A 20,625-nucleotide genomic window follows, 5' to 3' on the forward strand; every position below is an offset into this window, starting at 1 on the left:
GGCGTCGACTTGCGCGATAGCAAGCCGACGCCGGCAGAACCGCCGATTACAGGTCGAGCAGCAGGCGCGCCGGGTCTTCCAGCGCATCCTTCATTGCGACCAGCGACAGCACCGCTTCGCGACCGTCGATGATCCGGTGGTCGTACGAGAGCGCCAGATAGTTCATCGGACGGATCACGATCTGGCCGTTTTCGACCACAGCGCGTTCCTTCGTGGCGTGCACGCCCAGAATGGCGGACTGCGGCGGGTTGATAATCGGCGTCGACAGCATCGAACCGAACACACCACCGTTCGAGATCGAGAACGTACCACCCGTCATTTCTTCGATCGACAGCTTGCCGTCCTTCGCCTTCTGGCCGAATTCAGCAATCTTCTTTTCGATTTCAGCGAGGCTCAGCTGATCTGCGTTGCGCAGGATCGGCACCACCAGGCCACGCGGCGAACCGACCGCGATACCGATGTCGAAGTAGCCGTGATAGACGATGTCGTTACCGTCGATCGACGCATTCACGAGCGGGAATTTCTTCAGCGCGTGAACAGCCGCCTTCACGAAGAACGACATGAAGCCCAGCTTCACGCCATGTTCCTTTTCGAACTTGTCTTTGTACTTGTTGCGCAGGTCCATCACCGGCGCCATGTTCACTTCGTTGAACGTGGTGAGGATGGCGTTGGTTTGTTGCGACTCGAGCAGACGCTCGGCGATACGCGCACGCAGACGCGACATCGGCACGCGCTGTTCCGGACGGTCCTTCAGCCATTGCTCGGCCGAGGCCGGTGCCTTGACGTCCGGCAGCGACGGCTTCGCAGCCTTCGGTGCGGCAGCCGGAGCCGGTGCAGCCTTGGCGGCCGGTGCGGCTTGACCCGCGCTCAGCACGTCACCCTTGGTGATGCGGCCGTCGCGGCCCGTGCCGGCGACGTCGCCTGCGGCGAGGCCCGCCTCGGCCATCAGCTTGCCGGCAGCCGGCGAAGCAGCGGTGTTCGCACCCGTTGCGGATGCAGCCTGAGCGGCCGGTGCCGCTGCCGATGCGGCAACCGGAGCCGGCTTCACTTCGGCTTCGACAGCAGCGGCGCCTGCCTTGCCTTCGGTGTCGATCTTGGCGATCACCTGATCCGCGACGACGATATCGCCGTCGTTCGAGATCACTTGTGCGAGCACGCCGGCGGAGGGTGCCGGCACTTCGAGCACGACCTTGTCGGTCTCGATTTCGATGAGAATTTCGTCTTGTGCAACAGCCTCGCCGGGCTTCTTCTTCCACTGCAGCATGGTGGCTTCCGAGACCGACTCGGACAGCTGGGGAACCTTGACTTCAACAATAGCCATTATGAGTATCCTGAATACGTATCGGGTGACGGCGCGCGATCCATGAACCCGCGACGACCGCCTGCGAACCTCGAATGCCGTGACTGATCATTCAGACACGGCACGGGAAAGCGCCCTGCGCTTTCCCGGTTCGGTTCTAGTGTTTATTTAGCGATCGACGCGCTCTTCAGGCGGCCGAAAGCGCCTTCGATCAGCCCCTTCTGCTGCTCGTAGTGCTTCGCGTAGTAGCCGACTGCCGGCGAGGCCGAAGCCGGACGTCCGCTGTATGCCAGCTTCTGCCCTTCCTTCATGCCTTCCTTCAGGTGGTGCTCGATGTAGAACCACGGGCCTTGATTCTGCGGCTCGTCCTGCACCCAGACCACTTCGGTCGCGTTGTCGTACTTCTTCATTTCCGCTTCGAACTGCTTATGCGCGAACGGATAGAGCTGTTCGATACGGATGATCGCGACGTCGTTCGACTTCGATTCACGGCGATGTGCCAGCAGGTCGTAGTACACGCGACCCGAGCAGGCCACCACGCGCTTGACCTTCTTCGGCTCGATCGCTTCGTCGATTTCGCCGATGATCGGCTGGAACGCACCCTTCGCCAGTTCGGACAGATCCGACACGGCTTCCTTGTGACGCAGCAGCGACTTCGGCGTAGCGACGATCAGCGGCTTCCTGAACAGGCGGATCATCTGACGGCGCAACAGGTGGAAAATCTGCGCCGGCGTGGTCGGTTGAACGACCTGCATGTTGTGGTCTGCGCACAGTTGCAGGAAACGCTCGATACGTGCCGACGAGTGCTCCGGACCTTGACCTTCATAGCCGTGCGGCAGCAGCATCGTGAGACCCGACACGCGGCCCCACTTCACTTCGCCCGACGAGATGAACTGGTCGATCACGACTTGCGCGCCGTTCACGAAGTCGCCGAACTGCGCTTCCCACGCGACGAACGTATTCGGTTCAGCGGTCGAGTAACCGTATTCGAAGCCCAGCACCGCTTCTTCCGACAGCACCGAGTCGATCACCGTGAACTTCGCCTGACCTTCGGCGATGTTCTGCAGCGGCACGTAGGTGCCGTCGTTCCAGCGTTCGCGGTTCTGATCGTGCAGCACCGCGTGACGGTGCGTGAACGTGCCACGGCCCGAATCCTGACCGGTCAGGCGCACTGCATAGCCCGATGCGACCAGCGAAGCGAATGCCAGGTGTTCGCCCATGCCCCAGTCGAGCTTCGCTTCACCACGGCCCATCGCGCGACGGTCGTTGATGACGCGCTCAACCAGCGGGTGAACCTTGAAGTTTTCCGGGATCGTGGTGACGCGCTCAGCGAGGCGCTTCAACTCAGCCAGCGGCACTGCCGTGTCGGCTGCGTCGGTCCACTTGCGGTTCAGGAACGGAACCCAATCCACCGCGTACTTGCTCTTGTAGTTCGAGAGCACCGGGTCGATCGTGTGATGGCCTTCGTCCATCGCCTTGCGGTACGCCTTGACGTATTCGTCTGCGTCAGCCGCCGTGATCACGCCTTGTTGCACCAGCTTTTCAGCGTACAGCGCGCGCGTGCCCGGGTGCTTCGCAATCGTCTTGTACATCAGCGGCTGCGTGACAGCCGGCGTGTCCTGCTCGTTGTGACCCAGCTTGCGGAAGCAGACGATGTCGACAACGACGTCCTTGTGGAACTGCATCCGGAAGTCGATGGCCAACTGCGTAGCCAGCACAACCGCTTCAGGATCGTCACCGTTCACGTGCAGCACCGGCGCCTCGATCATCTTGACGACGTCCGAGCAGTACAACGTGGAGCGCGAATCGCGCGGGTCCGACGTCGTGAAACCGATCTGGTTGTTGATGACGATGTGCAGCGTGCCGTGCGTGCCGTAACCGCGCGTTTGCGCGAGGTTCAGCGTTTCCATCACGACGCCCTGGCCAGCGAAAGCCGCGTCGCCGTGGATCTGCACCGGCAGAACCTGCAGGCCGCTGTCGTCGCCGCGACGGTCCATACGGGCCTTGGCCGAGCCTTCGACCACCGGGTTGACGATTTCGAGGTGCGACGGGTTGAACGCGAGCGACAGGTGAACCGGGCCGCCTTCGGTCGAGACGTCCGACGAGAAACCCTTGTGGTACTTGACGTCGCCAGCCGGCAGGTCGTCGACGTGCTTGCCTTCGAATTCGGCAAACAGGTCCGCCGGCATCTTGCCGAGCGTATTGACCAGCACGTTCAGACGGCCACGGTGGGCCATGCCGATGACGATTTCCTGCACGCCGTTGGCGCCGCCGTGACGCACGACTTCGTCCATCGAGGCGATGAAGCTTTCGCCGCCTTCGAGCGAGAAGCGTTTCTGGCCGACGTACTTGGTGTGCAGGAAGCGCTCGAGGCCTTCAGAGGCCGTCAGGCGATTCAGGATGTGCTTTTTCTTTTCATTGGAGAAGTTCGGCGTCGAACGGATCGACTCGAGCTTCTCTTTCCACCAGCGCTTCTGTTCCGGATCGCTGATGTACATGTACTCGGCGCCGATCGTGCCGCAGTACGTGTCACGCAGGGCCTGGACAATCTCGCGCAGCGAAGCACGCTCGAATCCGAAATACAGATTCGTTGCGCTGAACTCCTGGTCCATGTCGGCTTCGGTGAAGTCGTAGAACGCGGGTTCAAGTTCGGGGATAGCGGGACGTTCGCGGCGCTTCAGGGGATCGAGATTGGCCCATTGCGAGCCGAGGAAGCGATATGCGCCGATGAGGGACTGCACATAAACTTGCTTGCGGGAGGTAGCGAGATCTTCGCCGCCGGCCGCCGTGCGCGGGATAAAGGCGTTAGCCTTGGCCCGTTGCGCAAACGATTCGACGATCGGGCCATGGGCCACGTCGTTGGCATTGCTGCCATCCGATGCAGGGACGTTCTGCAACGCGTCGAAATAGCTGCGCCAGTTCTCGGGCACTGACGCCGGATTATCGAGATACGCTTCGTACATTTCTTCTACGTACGGAGCATTGCCGCCGAACAGATAAGAGTTCGACTGGAATTGCTTCATCATTTTTACGCTCACCTTTCTTCGAGTTTCTCGAGAAATAGCGGGTTACAGAACCTTCCGCGACACGGCCTGACCGTTTAGCGGATTGCGCGAATCAAGTCTTGCTTGGAAGGACCTAAAACTTTGCACCCGGGGAGCATATCACAGAACGGATAGTGCAGATAGCAGACGGATTGCCGCTCAAGCCCGTGGCGACGGGCTTTCAGCGACATTACCAGCGCTCGCAACAGTCTTCCTCAGAAAATGGGGGCAAACGCCTCGCAATTCGTTCGCCAGCAACAAGTAGCCGTGCACAACGAACTTAGACGGGCTTTTCACCAGAGAGCAGAAAGTCTGAAGTAAAGCGCGCTCGGACGAGCGAGCCGCCGCCCAAGCTTCTGCACAGGAAAGCGACTGCATCTTGCCGACGGCTGCACGGGCAACGCCCGGCCACACGTCAAGCTGCATACGATCATCCACCTGATCAATTGATGCAGCACGCGAGGAATCCCGGCCCGCGCTCGCCCTTACGCCCTGATCGGCAGCGCCGCACCGCCGTCATATCTATTGAACACCTCGCCTGCGAGAATTTCCACACACTGGATGTGCGCAATACGGTTGCCGTATTGGCGCCCATAAGCGCGGATTGCCGAAACGGTTGCGCATCGGCGTGCCGTCCGATCCTGCGCCCCTCCCTCCAAAAAGGAACAGCACATGGAAGTCACTACTCAATACCCGAATGCATCCGCGCTAACCACGTCCTCAGAGGAATCCGCTGCCCGTACGGTGCACCCGAACGCGTCGCCGACTCAAGCAAAGGTTTTTTCTGAGTCCGATGTCAGCCGTCAATTCGCAATGAGGCCAGATGACCTGTCAGTCAAATTGCATCCCAAGGCGAGCATGTTTCCCCAAGCCGGGGCCAGCAAAGCTCCGCCAGACGCCGACCAGACACTCAGTCGGCAAAAGCGCGGCCCCGTGTTGAGCGCGTTGGGAGCATGTGCGAAATCGGAGTTTAGAGAATGCCGGGGTGGCGAGGCTCTCAAAGATAGCGCATCGTCATTCGTGAAATTCGATCAATTCAGCCACAAAGAGACTATGGGTGACGAGAGGCGTGGAACGTGCTACGGCATCGTTCGGGCAGCAATGGGTGACATCGACAACAATCTTGCGAGGGGGGCGGCGACAGATTTACTGTCAGTGGTCACCAACATGCGCACAGACATGAGCAGCGGCAGAGCAACCCAAAACGGCCTTTATGACAGAATCGAAGCACTCCAGCGCGACCAGAACAACCGCCTCAGCCTACGAAATTACAGCAGTTCCTCGAGCATGAATATGAACCCGAACGCCAGCGTGTCGCATGAGGGACGCATAGACGCCCTTATAGACGCCGTAGGCAACGTGCACGGACTGGCCCCGGGTGACCTCGCACTCATAGGCGTACGCGTGCAACGCCCTGGTGAGCCTGCGTTGCCTAACGGTCATGTCCTACTGGTACAGCGCCTTCCCTCTGATGTACATGACCCGGGAGAAAACTCCCCAGAACGACATGCCATCTTCGATCCAAACAACGGTGTGTTCGTATACAACAGCTTGAGTGCCATGCAAAGCGCCTTGCGAGGCTATATGGATTCAGCATTTGCCGAGGATGGTTATCACGCCGTACCGGACAGGGTCAGCTACCTTCGTCTGGATGGGTCAGGAAGTGGGAGTCAGCCGTTTACGCCCTTCTCCCCCTTCCGCCCCTTACTCACCCCCCCCGATGCCCCTCTACCTACCGAGCCTCCAGAAATTGCGCAGCACAATTTTCGCGGATTGGATGAGCTCTAATGGCGCCGTGGATAAATCTGGCATGTGACCAGGTTGCGGAATCCCGCATAGCTATCTAACGAAACAAAGAAGCCGTTCCGGGCATGCCCGGAACGGCTTCTTTTCATCATGCACGCGGCGTTGAAATCAGGAACGGCGCTCCCTCAACGCACCGGCTACACGATTAGTCCACCGCGCCCTTACGGCTCGCACTGCGGCGCTCGTGTTCCTTCAGGTAACGCTTGCGCAGACGGATGGATTGCGGCGTGACTTCGACGAGCTCGTCGTCGTCGATGAATTCGACCGCGTATTCCAGCGACATCTGGATCGGCGGCACGAGGCGCACCGCTTCGTCGGTACCCGACGAACGCACGTTGGTCAGCTGCTTGCCCTTGATCGGGTTCACGACCAGGTCGTTGTCACGGCTGTGAATGCCGATGATCATGCCTTCATACAGCGGCTCGCCCGGCGACACGAACATACGGCCGCGATCCTGCAGCTTCCACAGTGCGTACGCCACGGCTGCGCCGTCGTCCTGCGAAATCAGCACGCCATTGCGACGCTCGCCCACCGCGCCTTCCTTGACCGGCTGATACGAATCGAACGTGTGGCTCATCAGGCCCGTGCCGCGCGTGAGCGTCAGGAATTCCGACTGGAAGCCGATCAGGCCACGTGCCGAAATACGGTACTCGAGACGCGTACGGCCACGGCCGTCCGACGCCATGTCGAGCATTTCGCCCTTACGGCGGCCCAGCTCTTCCATCACGCCGCCCTGGTGGCCGTCTTCCATGTCGACGGTCAGGTTTTCGTACGGCTCATGCTTCACGCCGTCGATGTCCTGCATCACCACGCGCGGACGCGACACGGCCAGCTCGTAGCCTTCACGGCGCATGTTTTCCACGAGAATCGTCAGGTGCAATTCGCCGCGACCCGCCACTTCGAAGGTGGTTTCGTCGCCGGTTTCTTTCACGCGCAGCGCGACGTTGTGGTTCAGTTCCTTCATCAGGCGGTCACGAATCTGACGGCTCGTGACGAACTTGCCTTCGCGGCCGGCCAGCGGCGACGAATTGACAAGGAAGTTCATCGTCAGGGTCGGTTCGTCGACGGTGATCATCGGCAGCGCTTCCGGCTGTTCCGGTGCGCAGATGGTCACGCCGATACCGATTTCTTCGATACCGTTGATCAGCACGATGTCGCCGGCTTCAGCCGAATCCACCTGCACGCGCTCCAGGCCCTTGAACGACAGCACCTGGTTGATCTTGCGGTTCAGGATCGCACCATCGGGGCCCGAACGTACGGCGACGGACATGCCCGGCTTGATCGTGCCACGCGTAATGCGGCCCACGCCGATACGGCCGACGTACGACGAATAATCCAGCGACGTGATCTGCAGTTGCAGCGGCGCAGCCGGATCGGCCGGGCGAACCGGCACGTGTTGCAGCACGGCTTCGAACAGCGGACGCATGTCGCCTTCGCGCACATCCGCCGTGAGGCCGGCATAGCCGTTCAGACCCGACGCGTAGACGATCGGGAAGTCGAGTTGTTCGTCAGTTGCACCCAGCTTGTCGAACAGGTCGAAGGTCTGGTTGATCACCCAGTCGATCCGCGCGCCCGGCCGGTCAACCTTGTTGATCACGACGATCGGCTTGAGGCCGAGCGCCAGCGCCTTCTTGGTCACGAAGCGCGTTTGCGGCATCGGGCCTTCAACGGCGTCGACCAGCAATAGCACGGAGTCGACCATCGACAGCACGCGCTCCACTTCACCACCGAAGTCGGCGTGGCCCGGGGTGTCGACGATGTTGATGTGCGTGCCCTCGTACTCGACCGCGCAGTTCTTCGAAAGAATCGTGATGCCACGCTCCTTTTCGATGTCGTTCGAGTCCATCACGCGCTCGACAACCTGCTGGTTGTCGCGGAACGTGGCGGTCTGGCGGAGAAGCTGATCGACGAGCGTGGTCTTGCCGTGGTCGACGTGGGCAATGATGGCGATGTTGCGTAGGGCGCGAGTCATAGGAACCTGGAGGCAGTTGAGTGCGCCAGCAGCAGCATTGTGTACGAAGCCAACAAAGCCCAAAGCGCACTTTTGGGAACCCAACATTATAGCACGCCCGAATGAAGCTTTCTGGTATTCCCTGATTACCCCACCATCTTCCAGGCAGCGGCGCGTAGGAAATGAACTCGCTGCGCATCGGCAATGCCCTACGCAAAACCGCTCGCATTGTGCCTTGAGCAGGAAAAGATCCTTGCCTAAGCTGTAATAACGCTTGCCGCGTCAACCAACCGTTGCCTATAATCCTGCCTAGTCAACCATTGCATTCGCACGAGAATCATGACGGATCCGTCCTCAACACCCGACTCAGAGCTCAGCGTGTATCAGCTAGGCGAAAGCGTCGGCTATCTGCTCTCGCGAGTGAAATCGACAATGTCGAACCTGATCACCCAGCGCAGCATGGCCGAGTTGGGTATTACCAGTCAGCAAGGCAGCATCCTGTTCATGGTAGCGAGCGGCAAGTGCTTGCTGGCGGCCGAACTGGCGCGTGAATACGGCATTGACGCCAGCGCCGTCACGCGTCTGGTCGACCGCCTGGAGAAACGTGGCCTGCTGACCAGAGTGCGCAGCAACGAGGACCGGCGGGTCGTACGGCTGGCGTTGACACCGGAAGGTCATGCGATCGCGGCCAAAATGCCCGCCATTTTCAACGGCGTAATTGACAGTCTGCTGGGCGGATTCACGCCAGAAGAAGTGGGCTTCCTGAAGAGCATGCTACGCCGCGTACTCGTCAATTCCGGCGAACATACGGGACTCACCCGTGATGCAGCAAGCAATTTTGACAGCAAATCGTAATAAATTGCTTGCAGCGTCCATCATTACATTCCACTCAAAGAGTCGAGCGATGAAATCCCTTTCCCTGTCCGCGCCCGCGCTTTCGAGCCGGGCCGCTGTCGCCGCCGCGGTGACGGCGCTCGCCCTCACGGGGTGCGCGAACTACTTCGGTATGAAGAGCGACAAGCAGATCTCGTCGCCGGCTCAGTACGAGTCCGCCCAGAGTCTGTCGGGCCAGGGCGGCCAGTGGCCGTCGCTCGACTGGGCCGGCCAGTTCGGCGACCCGCAGTTGCCCAGGCTGATTGCAGAGGCGCTGGAAGGCAGCCCTTCGATCGCTCAGGCGCAGGCGCGCCTCGCCAAGGCTTCGTCGTACATTGAAAGCTCGCGCTCGGCGCTGTACCCGAAGGTCAACGGCAGCTACTCATGGAACCGCGAGCTGTTCTCGGAAAACGCGCTCTACCCGCCTCCGTACGGCGGCACCTGGTATAGCGAGAACAACGTGCTGGCGAGCGCCTCGTGGGATCTGGACCTGTGGGGCAAGAACCGCCAGCGCCTGGGCCAGGCCGTGTCGCAGGAAAAGGCCGCGCAAGCCGATATGCAGCAGGCGCGCGTGACGCTCGCCGCCTCCGTGGCAAGCACCTACAACCAGCTCGCTCAGCTGTACGCATTCCGCGACATCGCCGCGCGCGAAATCGCCAACCGCCAGGATATCGGCCGCATCACCAACGGACGCGTCAGCGCCGGCCTCGACACCAATGTGGAGCGGGAAACCGCAAACGGCAACATCGCAACCAGCCAGTCGAACCTGACCGACCTCGACGGCCAAATCACCGTGGTGCGCTATCAATTGGGCGCGCTGCTCGGCAAGGGTCCCGATCGTGGCCTGCAGATCGCCAAGCCGGTTCTGACCACTGGCGACACAGTAGCGCTGCCGAACAACCTGCCGGCCGACCTCGTGGCACGCCGCGCTGATATCGTCGCCGCACGCTGGCAGGTCGAAGCCGCGATGCACGACGTGAAAGAAGCGAAAGCCGAGTTCTTCCCGGACGTCAACCTCGCGGCCGGCGTCGGATTCGATGCGTTCGGCTGGGGCCGCTTTCTTAAGGCGGGCAGCCGTCAGATGCAATTCGGTCCGGCAATTCACCTGCCGATCTTCGACGCCGGCGCGCTGCGCTCGCAGTTGAAGGGCCGCTACGCCGACTTCGATCTCGATGTGGCGAACTACAACCAGACGCTGATCAATGCCCTTTCGGATGTCGCGACGCAAGTGTCGTCGATCCGTTCGATCGACCAGCAATCGGGCGACGCCCAGCGCGCGCTCGACGCGTCGACCAAGGCCTATCAGCTCGCGGTGATCCGCTATAAGGCGGGCTTGTCGGAACAACTGCAGGTGCTGACGGCCGACCAGAACCGCCTTGCCGCCGAACAGACGGTAACGAGCCTGAAGATGCGCCGCCGCGATTTGCAGATCGGTCTCATCAAGGCGCTCGGTGGCGGTTTCGACGCAACGCAGACCGGCCTCGTGGTGCCGACCGATGCTCCGGCACCGGCGGCCGCGGCATCGGCCACCGCCGCGACCGCCGCTGCAAACTGAAGCCACATCGACGCGACCCACACTCGCACGAACATCCGAATAAACGACGACGCTTGAGAGAACCCGGAGCACATCAATGAGCACCCCCCAGCAGCCCGCGGCCCCCGCACAATCGGCGAACAACGGCAAACGCAAGCGCATGATGACGCTGCTCGTCATCGTGATCCTGATCGCCGCGGTCGCCTACGGCCTTTACTACTTCCTCGACGCACGCTTCCATGAAGACACCGACGACGCGTACGTGAACGGCAACGTCGTACAGATCACGCCGCAAGTCACCGGCACGGTTGTCGCCGTGAACGCGGACGACACGCAAACGGTGAAGACTGGCGACCCGCTCGTCGTACTCGATCCGGCCGACGCACGCGTCGCGCTCCAGCAAGCCGAAGCGAATCTCGCACAGACGGTGCGCCAGGTTCGCGGCCTGTTTGCCGACGACAACCAGTATCAGGCGCAAGTTGCCCAGCGCCAGGCCGATCTGTCGCGCGCTCAGGACGACCTGAAGCGCCGCATGACGGTCGCACAAACCGGCGCCGTGTCGGCAGAAGAAATTTCGCACGCCCGCGACGCCGTGAAGAGCGCGCAGGCCGCCGTCGACGCCGCCCAGCAGCAACTGGCCTCGAACCGCGCGCTGACCGCCAACACCACGATCGCGAATCACCCGAACGTGCAGGCCGCCGCCGCGAAGGTGCGCGACGCCTATCTGGCCAACGCGCGTAACAACCTGCCGGCGCCGGTCACGGGCTACGTGGCGAAGCGTTCGGTGCAGGTCGGCCAGCGCGTCTCGCCCGGCACCCCGCTGATGGCCATCGTGCCGCTGGGTGGCGTGTGGGTCGATGCGAACTTCAAGGAAGTGCAACTGAAGCACATGCGCATCGGTCAGCCGGTCGAGTTGACGGCCGACGTGTACGGCTCGTCGGTGGTGTACCACGGCAAGGTGGTCGGCTTCTCGGCGGGTACGGGCTCGGCGTTCTCACTGCTGCCCGCGCAGAACGCAACCGGCAACTGGATCAAGGTGGTGCAACGCCTGCCGGTGCGGATCGCGCTCGACCCGCAGGAACTTGAAAAGCATCCGCTGCGCATCGGCCTGTCGATGCAAGCCGACGTGAACATCAAGGACGGCAACGGCGGCGAGCTGGGCCAGGCGCCGAACACGGTCTATCAGACCAACGTGTTCGACAAGTACGGCGATGAGGCCGACGCTGAAATCGCTCGCATCATTTCGGCAAACGCAGGTCCGAACGGCGGCTCGCAGAAATCGGATCAAGCCGGCGCCGCAAAGCCCGCTGCAAAGTTGATGTAAGCGGCGCGACGATTCATAAAAGGCTTTTTTAATGGCTCAGGCTCAGGCGCAAGCCCCTCATCCGCCGCTCGAGGGGGCGCAACTGGTGATCGGCACCATCGCGGTGTCGCTCGCCGTGTTCATGAACGTGCTCGACACGTCGATTGCGAACGTGTCGATCCCGTCCATTTCGGGCGACCTCGGTGTGTCTTCCGACCAGGGCACATGGGTGATCACGTCGTTCGCGGTGGCGAACGCGATCTCCGTGCCGCTGACCGGCTGGCTCACCGAACGCGTCGGTCAGGTACGCCTGTTCATGGCGTCGATCATCCTGTTCGTGATCTCGTCGTGGATGTGCGGCCTCGCGCCCACCCTGCCGTTTTTGCTTGCCTCGCGCGTGCTGCAAGGCGCCGTGGCCGGCCCGATGATTCCCCTGTCGCAAACGCTGCTGCTCGCCAGCTATCCGCGCGCCAAGGCGCCGATGGCGCTATCGATGTGGGCGATGACCACACTGATCGCGCCCGTGGCCGGACCGATTCTCGGCGGTTGGATCTCGGACAACATCTCGTGGCCGTGGATCTTCTACGTCAACATTCCAGTCGGCGCGATCGCTGCAATAGCAACGTGGACAATCTTCCGCAACCGCGATTCGGTCATCAAAAAGGCGCCGATCGACGGCGTCGGTCTCGGCCTGCTGATTCTCTGGGTCGGCTCGTTGCAGGTGATGCTCGATAAGGGCAAGGACCTCGATTGGTTCTCGTCGACCACGATTGTCGTGCTGGCGCTGGTCGCGGTCATTTCGCTCGCGTTCTTCATTGTGTGGGAACTGACGGCCGAGCATCCGGTGGTCGATCTGTCGCTGTTCAGCCGGCGCAATTTCACGAGCGGCACGATTGCGTTGTCGATTGGCTACGGGCTCTATTTCGGCAACCTCGTGTTGTTGCCGTTGTGGCTGCAAACCGATATCGGCTACACCGCCACCGAAGCGGGTCTCGTGATGGCGCCGGTCGGCGTGTTCGCCGTGCTGCTCTCGCCGATCACCGGCAAGGTGTTGCCGCGTACCGATCCGCGCTATATCGCGACCTTGTCGTTCCTTGTATTCGCGCTGTGTTTCTGGATGCGCTCGCGTTATACAACCGGCGTCGATACGTATTCGCTGCTGTTGCCGACGCTGATTCAAGGTATCGGTATGGCCGGGTTCTTTATTCCGCTGGTGTCGATCACGCTGTCGGGCTTGCCGGGCAACCGGATTCCCGCGGCGTCCGGTTTGTCGAATTTCGTGCGGATCATGTGCGGCGGTATTGGCACGTCGATTTTCCAGACCGCGTGGGATCACCGCACCATCATGCATCATGCGCAACTGGCCGAACAGGCGAGCGCATACAACCCGGTGTTCGATCAGTCCATCCGGCAGATGGGTGCGGCGGGCTTCAGTCAGCCGCAGGCGTATGGCCTGTTCAATACGATGGCTACGCAGCAGGCTGCGCAGTTGGGTGTGAATGATCTGTTCTTTGTATCGGCGGGGATCTTTGTCGCGCTGATCGCGCTGATCTGGATGGCAAAGCCGGAACGCGCCGGTGGTGACGCGGGTGCGGCGGCCGCGGCGGCGCATTGAGGGTTTAGGCTCGTTACGCAGCAGCAGATGACGTAAAAAAAAAGGCGGGACCGCGTGGTAGCGGTCCCGCCTTTTTTCTTGTGGCGCGTGGTGGTGCATGGTGGCGCGCCGGCAGATTCGCAGGTTGACCGGCGAGCTAGCGACCTAGCTCTCCGCGGTGACCACCAGCCGCTCCGGCGCCAATACGCCCTCGCCTTGCTTCGCAACGCCGAGCAGCCGCCCTTCAGCTGCATACACGCGGACGCGGGGCGCATTCACAGCATCGCCGGTGATGGTCAACTCGGAGAGCTTCAGACGTTGCCCATGCAGGAAACGCCGGGTCGCGTCTTCGTCGAGTGTGACGAGCGGGAAGGTGGACAGCAATGCATCGACCGGCTGCAGCCATGCATCGCGCTCGCTTTCCGTCGCATCGGACAACGCGTCGAGCGTCACCGAATTCTCCAGCGTCAGCGCGCCGACGCCCGTACGCCGCAGCGCGACCAGATGCGCACCGCAACCGAGCGCCTCGCCAATATCCTCGGCAAGCGTGCGCACATACGTGCCTTTGCTGCACGTCACGCGAAACGTCACGTCGGGCAACGCGCAGGCCAGCATATCGAGCGCGTGAATCGTCACCTGACGCCCTTCCCGCTCGACCGTCTGGCCGGCGCGCGCGTACTCGTACAGCGGTTTGCCGTCGCGCTTGAGCGCCGAATACATCGGCGGAACCTGGACGATCACGCTGAGAAATTTCAGCATAGCCGCCTGGACGGCCGCCTGATCGCACGTCACGTCGCGCGTATCGATTGCTTCGCCTTCGGCGTCGCCGGTGGTCGTGCGGATACCGAGGCGCAGGGTCGCCTCATAGGTCTTGTCGGCTTCGAGCAGATCTTGCGAAAACTTGGTCGCCTCGCCAAAACACAGCGGCAGGAGACCGGTGGCGAGTGGATCGAGCGTGCCGGTGTGGCCCGCTTTTTTTGCCAGATAGAGACGCTTCGCGCGAATCAGCGCGTCGTTGCTCGACAGGCCGAGCGGCTTGTCGAGCAGCAGCACGCCGTCGAGCGCGCGACGCGGCACGCGGGGGCGTTGAGGTGCGGTCATGTCAGACAGACAGAGTCTTCGAAGTGGACGGAAACAGCGCTAAATGAACGGCAACTGAGCTCTTGCAACGGAAGTATTGCAGCCCGGAACGCGGATAACGGAGCGTTCAGTCTTCTTTCGCGCGATTGGCGTTCGCCTCGTCGATCAGACGGGACATTTCAACGGCTCGTTCAATCGTCTGGTCGTAATGGAAATGCAGCGTCGGCACGGTATGGATGTGCAGGCGCTTGAACAGCTGATTGTGCAGATGGCCGGCCGCGTGCGTGAGCGCTTCGAGCGTCTGTTGCGGGTCGCCGGTCAGCGTCGTGAAGTACACCTTCGCGTGCGCGTAGTCGGGCGTCAGCTCGACGCTTTGAATCGTGACGATGCCAATGCGCGGGTCCTTGACCTCGCGCAGCAGCTCGGACAGGTCGCGCTGGATCTGATCGGCGATCTGCACGTTGCGATTGGGAGAAGAACGTTTTTTAGGCATGATGTTTGTGTGATCCGTTCTGACGGATGCAAAAAAGTTGTTCGCGCGGCGCCGTAGGGGCTGCTATCCGAGCGGCATGAAAGCGGCTCGGATAGCAACGGTAAATCGCCGCAGGCGCTATGCGCGACAAACGCGCCGGCCCAAAAACAACGGGCGGAGCGGGCGTTAAAGCCCGCTCCGCCCGTTTTAGCCGTGCCGCGTGAATTACAGCGTACGCGCGACTTCGGTAACCTCGAAGACTTCGAACTGATCGCCTTCGACGATATCGTTGAAGTTCTTGATCGACATACCGCACTCGAAGCCCTGACGGACTTCCTTCACGTCGTCCTTGAAGCGCTTGAGCGAATCGAGCTCGCCCGTGAAGATGACGACGTTGTTGCGCAGCACGCGCACCGACGAGGAGCGCTTGACGAAACCGTCCGTGACCATACAGCCGGCCACCGCACCGATCTTCGGTACCTTGAAGACCTGACGCACTTCGACCGTACCCGTCACGACTTCGCGCTTCTCCGGTGCCAGCATGCCCGACATCGCGGCCTTCACTTCATCTACTGCGTCATAGATGATGTTGTAGTAGCGAATATCGACGCCGTTGGTTTCCGCCAGCTTGCGCGCCTGTGCATCCGCACGGGTGTTGAAGCCGATGATGACCGCCTTCGACGCCGTAGCGAGGTTGACGTCCGACTCGCTGATGCCACCCACGGCGCCGTGCACGATCTGCACGCGAACTTCGTCGGTCGACAGCTTGAGCAGCGACTGCACCAAAGCTTCCTGCGAACCCTGCACGTCGGCCTTGACGATGAGCGGCATGTACGCCACTTCGCCTTCGCCCATCTGTTCCAGCATGTTCTCGAGCTTCGCGGCCTGTTGCTTGGCCAGCTTGACGTCGCGGAACTTGCCTTGACGGAACAGCGCAACTTCACGCGCCTTGCGGTCGTCCGGCATGACGATGACTTCTTCACCTGCTTGCGGCACTTCCGACAGACCCTGAATCTCAACCGGGATCGACGGACCTGCCGACTTGGTCGGCTTGCCGGTTTCGTCGAGCATGGCTCGCACGCGACCGTAAGCGCTACCTGCCAGCACCACGTCACCGCGGTTCAGCGTACCCGACTGGACCAGGATCGTTGCAACCGGACCCTTACCCTTATCGAGCTTCGCTTCAATGACCAGACCCTTGGCCGGCGCTTCGACCGGTGCCTTCAGCTCGAGCACTTCGGCTTGCAGCAGCACGTTTTCCAGCAGTTCGTCGATACCCGCGCCGGTCTTGGCCGACACCGGTACGAACGGCGATTCGCCACCGTACTCTTCCGGCACGACGCCTTCCGCGACGAGTTCCTGCTTCACGCGCTCCAGATTCGCATCCGGCTTGTCGATCTTGTTGATCGCGACGACGAGCGGCACGCCGCCTGCCTTCGCGTGGGCGATTGCTTCCTTCGTTTGCGGCATCACGCCGTCGTCGGCTGCGACCACCAGAATCACGATGTCGGTTGCCTTTGCACCGCGAGCACGCATGGCCGTAAATGCTTCGTGGCCCGGCGTATCGAGGAACGTGATGACACCGCGCGGCGTTTCGACGTGATAGGCGCCGATGTGCTGCGTAATCCCGCCCGCTTCGCCCGCTGCAACCTTGGCGCGGCGGATGTAGTCGAGCAGCGAAGTCTTGCCGTGGTCGACGTGGCCCATGACCGTGACGACCGGCGGACGCGGCAGTGCTTCTGCGTCCGTGATTTCGCCTTCGACCAGCATGGCTTCCGGATCGTCCAGTTTGGCCGCAACCGCGTGGTGGCCCAGTTCCTCGACGATGATCATCGCCGTTTCCTGGTCCAGCATCTGGTTGATCGTGACCATCTGGCCGAGCTTCATCATCGACTTGATGACTTCCGAGGCCTTGACCGCCATCTTGTGCGCCAGATCGGCGACCGTGATGGTTTCCGGCACGTGCACTTCACGCACGATCGGTTCGGTCGGCGCCTGGAACGTGGTGTTCTGATCCTGATGCTTGCCGCGACCCTTCGGGCCACCGCGCCAGCCGCGATCGACGCCGCCACTGGTATCGCCACGCGTCTTGATGCCGCGGCGCTTCGCTGCGTCGTCCTGCCAGCCGCCCTTACCGCCGCCCGGCTTCTTCTTGTCGCCAGCCGACGGCGTGGTCGTGGCAGCCGGAGCCGCAGCAGCCGGCTTCTTGGCTGCCGGACGTGCCGGCGCTGCGCCTTCCGGACGAGCCGGCTTGTGCAGCGTGCCCTTGGCTTCCGCGGGCTTGACCGGCTCAGCGGGCTTCGGTGCCGGTTCCGGCGCCTTAACCTGCGCCTTGCGCGGCGTGTTCATCATTTCGCGAATCGCACGCGCTTCGGCTTCTGCAGCCGCACGGCGCTTGCTGATTTCTTCCTGCTCGGCGCGCGTTTTCTCGGCGGCCTGACGCGCTGCGTCTTCCGCTTTCTTCGCCGCTTCGCGTTGTGCCGCCCGTTCTGCCGCAGCGCGCTCGTCGTCCTGCTCGCTTTCCTTGGCAACTGCCGGCTCTGCAGCCTTGGCCGTTACCGGTTCAGCCTTCGACGCCGCCGGCTGGGCAGCCTGCGCCGGCTTCGCAGCCTGAGCCTGTTCGCGAACAGCCGCTTCGGCCGCAGCCGCCGCGCGCTTCTTCGCCGCTTCTTCTTCCGCACGACGGCGCTCGGCTTCAGCAGCCGCTTCGCGCGCCTGACGTTCGGCTTCTTCGCGTTCGAGTTGTTCCTGACGCGCCTTCAACTCCTGAGCCTGCTTTTCGAGCAGCTCCGCTTCGTGACGAGCTTCCTCTTCACGACGCTGGAGTTCCAGATCGTCGGCGTCGACGTCGGCCTCGGCCACATGATTCGATGCATCGCCGCCTTCAGCGGCGGATTCGTCGCGGCGGACGAAAGTGCGCTTCTTACGCACCTCGACCTGAATGGTGCGAGCTTTGCCCGTCGCGTCGGATTGCTTGATCTCCGACGTATGCCGTTTCGTCAGCGTGATCTTGCGCTTGTCCGCATCAGTCGAGCCGTGAGACTTGCGCAAGTGGTCGAGCAGACGCGCCTTGTCCGTTTCGGACAAGCTGTCGTCTTCGCTCGCTTTAGTGACGCCTGCTGCCTGAAGCTGCTCAAGGAGCACGCCTGCAGGCATTTTCAGTTCCGCGGCAAATTGGGCTACGTTGTTACTCGCCATTCATTCCTCTTAATGCAAGGACCGATTCCTTGCGGTTAGCATCTTGTCATGCGGCCTAACGGCCGCGTCAATTTAGTGCGCCATGGTCATTTCTCACTGGAACCAATGTTCACGTGCTTTCATGATCAACGCCTTAGCGGCATCCTCTTCCATTCCGGTCATCTCGACCAGTTCATCCACAGCCAGCTCGGCGAGGTCGTCGCGCGTCTGGATCTGGTGTTCGGCAAGCTTGGCGAGCAGGTCGGCATCCATGCCGTCCAGGCTCTTCAGGTCGAGTGCAACATTCTCGACCTTTTCTTCATTTGCGATCGCCTGCGTCAGCAATGCATCGCGCGAGCGATTACGCAATTCGTGAACGGTGTCTTCGTCGAATGCTTCGATTTCGAGCATCTCGTTGAGCGGCACATAAGCGATCTCTTCGAGGCTCGTGAAGCCTTCGTCGATCAGGATGTCGGCAACTTCTTCGTCGACATCGAGACGCGCCATGAACAGGTCACGCAGTACGCCGCGCTCCTGATTCTGCTTCTGCGCAGATTCGTCCGGCGTCATGATGTTGATCTGCCAGCCGGTGAGTTCGCTGGCAAGACGCACGTTCTGGCCGCTTCGGCCGATCGCGACCGCCAGTTCGTTTTCGTCTACGACGACGTCCATCGAATGCTTTTCTTCATCGACGACGATCGACTGGACGGCTGCCGGCGCGAGCGCGCCGATCACAAACTGTGCGGGATCTTCCGACCATAGCACGATGTCGACGTTTTCGCCACCGAGCTCATTACGCACCGCCTGTACGCGCGAACCGCGGATACCCACGCACGTGCCGATCGGATCGATGCGCTTGTCGTAAGCAACCACGCCAATCTTGGCGCGCACGCCCGGATCGCGGGCCGCGGCCTTGATTTCCAGCAGGCCCTGTTCGATTTCCGGCACTTCCATTTCGAACAGCTTCATCAGGAATTCGGGCGCCGTACGCGACAGCTCGATCTGCGGACCGCGAGCGGTGCGATCGACCTTGGCGATATAGGCGCGCACGCGGTCGCCCACGCGCAGATTTTCCTTCGGAATCAGCTGGTCGCGGCGCAGCAGCGCTTCGACTCGGCCGGTTTCGACGATGAAGTTGCCCTTGTCCAGGCGCTTCACCGAGCCGGTCATGATGTGCTCGCCACGCTCGAGGAAATCGTTCAGGATCTGCTCGCGTTCAGCGTCGCGCACCTTCTGCAGGATCACCTGCTTGGCAGCCTGCGCGCCGATACGGCCGAATTCGATCGACGGCACCGGTTCTTCGATGAATTCGTCGAGCTGGATTTCCGGCTTCTGTTCGCGTGCTTCGAACAGCAGGATTTCCTGATCCGGTTCCTGAAGACCCGCTTCGTCCGGCACCACTTTCCAACGGCGAAACGTTTCGTGCTCGCCGCTTTCACGGTCGATCTGGACGCGGATGTCCGCGTCTTCTTCGAAGAGTTTCTTGGAGGCCGAAGCGAGGGCCGCCTCGAGCGCGGCAAATACCACGTCTTTATCGACGTTCTTCTCGCGTGCCAGCGCATCCACCAGCATCAACACTTCGCGACTCATTGTTTGCGGCTCCTAAAGTCAACTTTCGGAACGAGGCGTGCCTTATCGATATCCGCGACGGTGAAATCGAGCATCGCGGCGCCTTCCTTCCCTTCAAATTCCAGACCGATCGTCTCGCCTTGCGGAGCATGCAGAATGCCCCGGTACGATTTCCGTCCGTCCAATGGCTTTTTCAATGTGATTACCACTTCGCTGCCTGCGAAGCGTTCAAAATCCGCCAGTTTTTTCAGCGGGCGGTCGAGACCCGGCGACGACACTTCAAGCCGCTCGTAATCGATATTTTCGACCGTCAGAACGTGCTGGAGCTGACGCGTGACTTTCTCGCAGTCTTCGATCGCGATGCCGGCAGGCTGGTCGATATAAATACACAAACTGCCGCGCCCGGTGCGCTCGAGATCGACGAGCTCGTAGCCGAGTCCCACGACCGTGGTTTCAATCAGTTCCGTCAGTTGCACAGTGCCCTCTAAGATGTTCGCGCGGCGAGACCTGCCGGGTTTGTCTGCAAACACCAATGCGGGCCGCGCGCCAAGCCGGCGCACGTTCGTGCTACCCGAGATGCCGAACCACTTAGAACTGAGCGGCAAAAAAAAATGGGCTAAACGCCCATCATCTTATTACCGGTGGTCGCACCTGAGCCGCACATGAAAAGCCGCACGCCCAGCGACTCCGCGATTGTAGCCATTTTTCGGGACAAACGCAAACCGCAGAACGCCGCGCAAAGCGCATTTCCGCTTGATTTCATGGGAATCTTTCAACGATATGGCGACGCTTCGGGCCTTTTGCAAGGCGGCTTGCGCCGCCTCAGACCCGCGCCGCGCACGTAGGGCCAGGAAACTCTGCCCCTACTTATGTGCACGCCACGGTTTTATGCGTTACATGAAACCTGCGATAAAACCCGCGG

General features: G+C 61.4%; 13 protein-coding genes. 5 read left to right on the top strand and 8 right to left on the bottom strand.

The features are described 5' to 3' along the window. Positions 1-46: 46 nt before the first annotated feature. Together odhB and KHO23_RS29190 are read right to left on the bottom strand one after the other, a co-directional pair. Complete coding sequence (gene odhB / locus KHO23_RS29185; protein WP_211615658.1) at positions 47-1,321, bottom strand: 2-oxoglutarate dehydrogenase complex dihydrolipoyllysine-residue succinyltransferase; 1,275 nt, start codon at positions 1,319-1,321, stop codon at positions 47-49. Between the two features lie 143 nt (positions 1,322-1,464). Further along, positions 1,465-4,326, bottom strand: coding sequence for a 2-oxoglutarate dehydrogenase E1 component (locus tag KHO23_RS29190; RefSeq protein WP_211615660.1), 2,862 nt, complete (start codon positions 4,324-4,326; stop codon positions 1,465-1,467). Positions 4,327-5,016: 690 nt separating this feature from the next. On the opposite strand from KHO23_RS29190, the gene KHO23_RS29195 reads away from it, so the two are divergent. Further along, entirely contained in the window at positions 5,017-6,132 is a 1,116-nt protein-coding gene (locus tag KHO23_RS29195) for a hypothetical protein (RefSeq protein ID WP_211615662.1), read from the top strand. A gap of 163 nt (positions 6,133-6,295) precedes the next feature. Here the strand turns inward: KHO23_RS29195 and typA are convergent, their stop codons facing one another. Next, entirely contained in the window at positions 6,296-8,122 is a 1,827-nt protein-coding gene (typA, locus tag KHO23_RS29200; RefSeq protein WP_211615664.1) for a translational GTPase TypA, read from the bottom strand. A gap of 318 nt (positions 8,123-8,440) precedes the next feature. Between typA and KHO23_RS29205 the strand changes: the two genes are divergently transcribed. The 4 genes from KHO23_RS29205 to KHO23_RS29220 all read left to right on the top strand — a co-directional run bounded on the left by KHO23_RS29205 (position 8,441) and on the right by KHO23_RS29220 (position 13,426). Then, complete coding sequence (locus tag KHO23_RS29205) at positions 8,441-8,956, top strand: MarR family winged helix-turn-helix transcriptional regulator (RefSeq protein ID WP_201084056.1); 516 nt, start codon at positions 8,441-8,443, stop codon at positions 8,954-8,956. A gap of 49 nt (positions 8,957-9,005) precedes the next feature. Continuing rightward, entirely contained in the window at positions 9,006-10,529 is a 1,524-nt protein-coding gene (locus KHO23_RS29210; RefSeq protein ID WP_211615666.1) for an efflux transporter outer membrane subunit, read from the top strand. Positions 10,530-10,605: 76 nt separating this feature from the next. Next, the gene (locus KHO23_RS29215; protein ID WP_211615668.1) at positions 10,606-11,832 is read left to right on the top strand and encodes an EmrA/EmrK family multidrug efflux transporter periplasmic adaptor subunit; all 1,227 of its coding nucleotides are present in this window, start codon (positions 10,606-10,608) and stop codon (positions 11,830-11,832) included. 31 nt (positions 11,833-11,863) lie between these two features. Next, positions 11,864-13,426, top strand: a complete 1,563-nt coding sequence (locus KHO23_RS29220; RefSeq protein WP_211615670.1) for a DHA2 family efflux MFS transporter permease subunit — start codon at positions 11,864-11,866, stop codon at positions 13,424-13,426. A gap of 144 nt (positions 13,427-13,570) precedes the next feature. Here KHO23_RS29220 and truB read toward each other — a convergent pair whose 3' ends face one another. The 5 genes from truB to rimP all read right to left on the bottom strand — a co-directional run bounded on the left by truB (position 13,571) and on the right by rimP (position 20,179). After that, the gene (gene truB / locus KHO23_RS29225; RefSeq protein WP_211615672.1) at positions 13,571-14,506 is read right to left on the bottom strand and encodes a tRNA pseudouridine(55) synthase TruB; all 936 of its coding nucleotides are present in this window, start codon (positions 14,504-14,506) and stop codon (positions 13,571-13,573) included. 106 nt (positions 14,507-14,612) lie between these two features. Further along, positions 14,613-14,978, bottom strand: coding sequence for a 30S ribosome-binding factor RbfA (rbfA, locus tag KHO23_RS29230; RefSeq protein ID WP_120292913.1), 366 nt, complete (start codon positions 14,976-14,978; stop codon positions 14,613-14,615). A gap of 204 nt (positions 14,979-15,182) precedes the next feature. Then, positions 15,183-18,155, bottom strand: a complete 2,973-nt coding sequence (gene infB / locus KHO23_RS29235; protein WP_211615674.1) for a translation initiation factor IF-2 — start codon at positions 18,153-18,155, stop codon at positions 15,183-15,185. Between the two features lie 93 nt (positions 18,156-18,248). Then, positions 18,249-19,724 carry a transcription termination factor NusA gene (gene nusA, locus KHO23_RS29240; RefSeq protein ID WP_211615676.1) on the bottom strand — a complete coding sequence of 492 codons (1,476 nt, stop codon included), beginning with the start codon at positions 19,722-19,724 and terminating at the stop codon, positions 18,249-18,251. Then, positions 19,721-20,179 (bottom strand): ribosome maturation factor RimP, encoded by a 459-nt coding sequence (gene rimP, locus KHO23_RS29245; protein ID WP_074286020.1) that lies wholly within the window; start codon positions 20,177-20,179, stop codon positions 19,721-19,723. The genes nusA and rimP overlap by 4 nt, the downstream gene beginning before the upstream one ends. Between the last annotated feature and the right edge of the window lie 446 nt (positions 20,180-20,625).

The organism is Paraburkholderia haematera, assembly GCF_905220975.1.
In the GTDB taxonomy this organism is placed as follows: domain Bacteria; phylum Pseudomonadota; class Gammaproteobacteria; order Burkholderiales; family Burkholderiaceae; genus Paraburkholderia; species Paraburkholderia haematera.

Coding starts and splice junctions, on each gene's coding strand:
- odhB (WP_211615658.1), bottom strand. CDS start 1,321: ATGGCTATTGTTGAAGTCAAGGTTCCCCAGCTGTCCGAGTCGGTCTCG.
- KHO23_RS29190 (WP_211615660.1), bottom strand. CDS start 4,326: ATGATGAAGCAATTCCAGTCGAACTCTTATCTGTTCGGCGGCAATGCT.
- KHO23_RS29195 (WP_211615662.1), top strand. CDS start 5,017: ATGGAAGTCACTACTCAATACCCGAATGCATCCGCGCTAACCACGTCC.
- typA (WP_211615664.1), bottom strand. CDS start 8,122: ATGACTCGCGCCCTACGCAACATCGCCATCATTGCCCACGTCGACCAC.
- KHO23_RS29205 (WP_201084056.1), top strand. CDS start 8,441: ATGACGGATCCGTCCTCAACACCCGACTCAGAGCTCAGCGTGTATCAG.
- KHO23_RS29210 (WP_211615666.1), top strand. CDS start 9,006: ATGAAATCCCTTTCCCTGTCCGCGCCCGCGCTTTCGAGCCGGGCCGCT.
- KHO23_RS29215 (WP_211615668.1), top strand. CDS start 10,606: ATGAGCACCCCCCAGCAGCCCGCGGCCCCCGCACAATCGGCGAACAAC.
- KHO23_RS29220 (WP_211615670.1), top strand. CDS start 11,864: ATGGCTCAGGCTCAGGCGCAAGCCCCTCATCCGCCGCTCGAGGGGGCG.
- truB (WP_211615672.1), bottom strand. CDS start 14,506: ATGACCGCACCTCAACGCCCCCGCGTGCCGCGTCGCGCGCTCGACGGC.
- rbfA (WP_120292913.1), bottom strand. CDS start 14,978: ATGCCTAAAAAACGTTCTTCTCCCAATCGCAACGTGCAGATCGCCGAT.
- infB (WP_211615674.1), bottom strand. CDS start 18,155: ATGGCGAGTAACAACGTAGCCCAATTTGCCGCGGAACTGAAAATGCCT.
- nusA (WP_211615676.1), bottom strand. CDS start 19,724: ATGAGTCGCGAAGTGTTGATGCTGGTGGATGCGCTGGCACGCGAGAAG.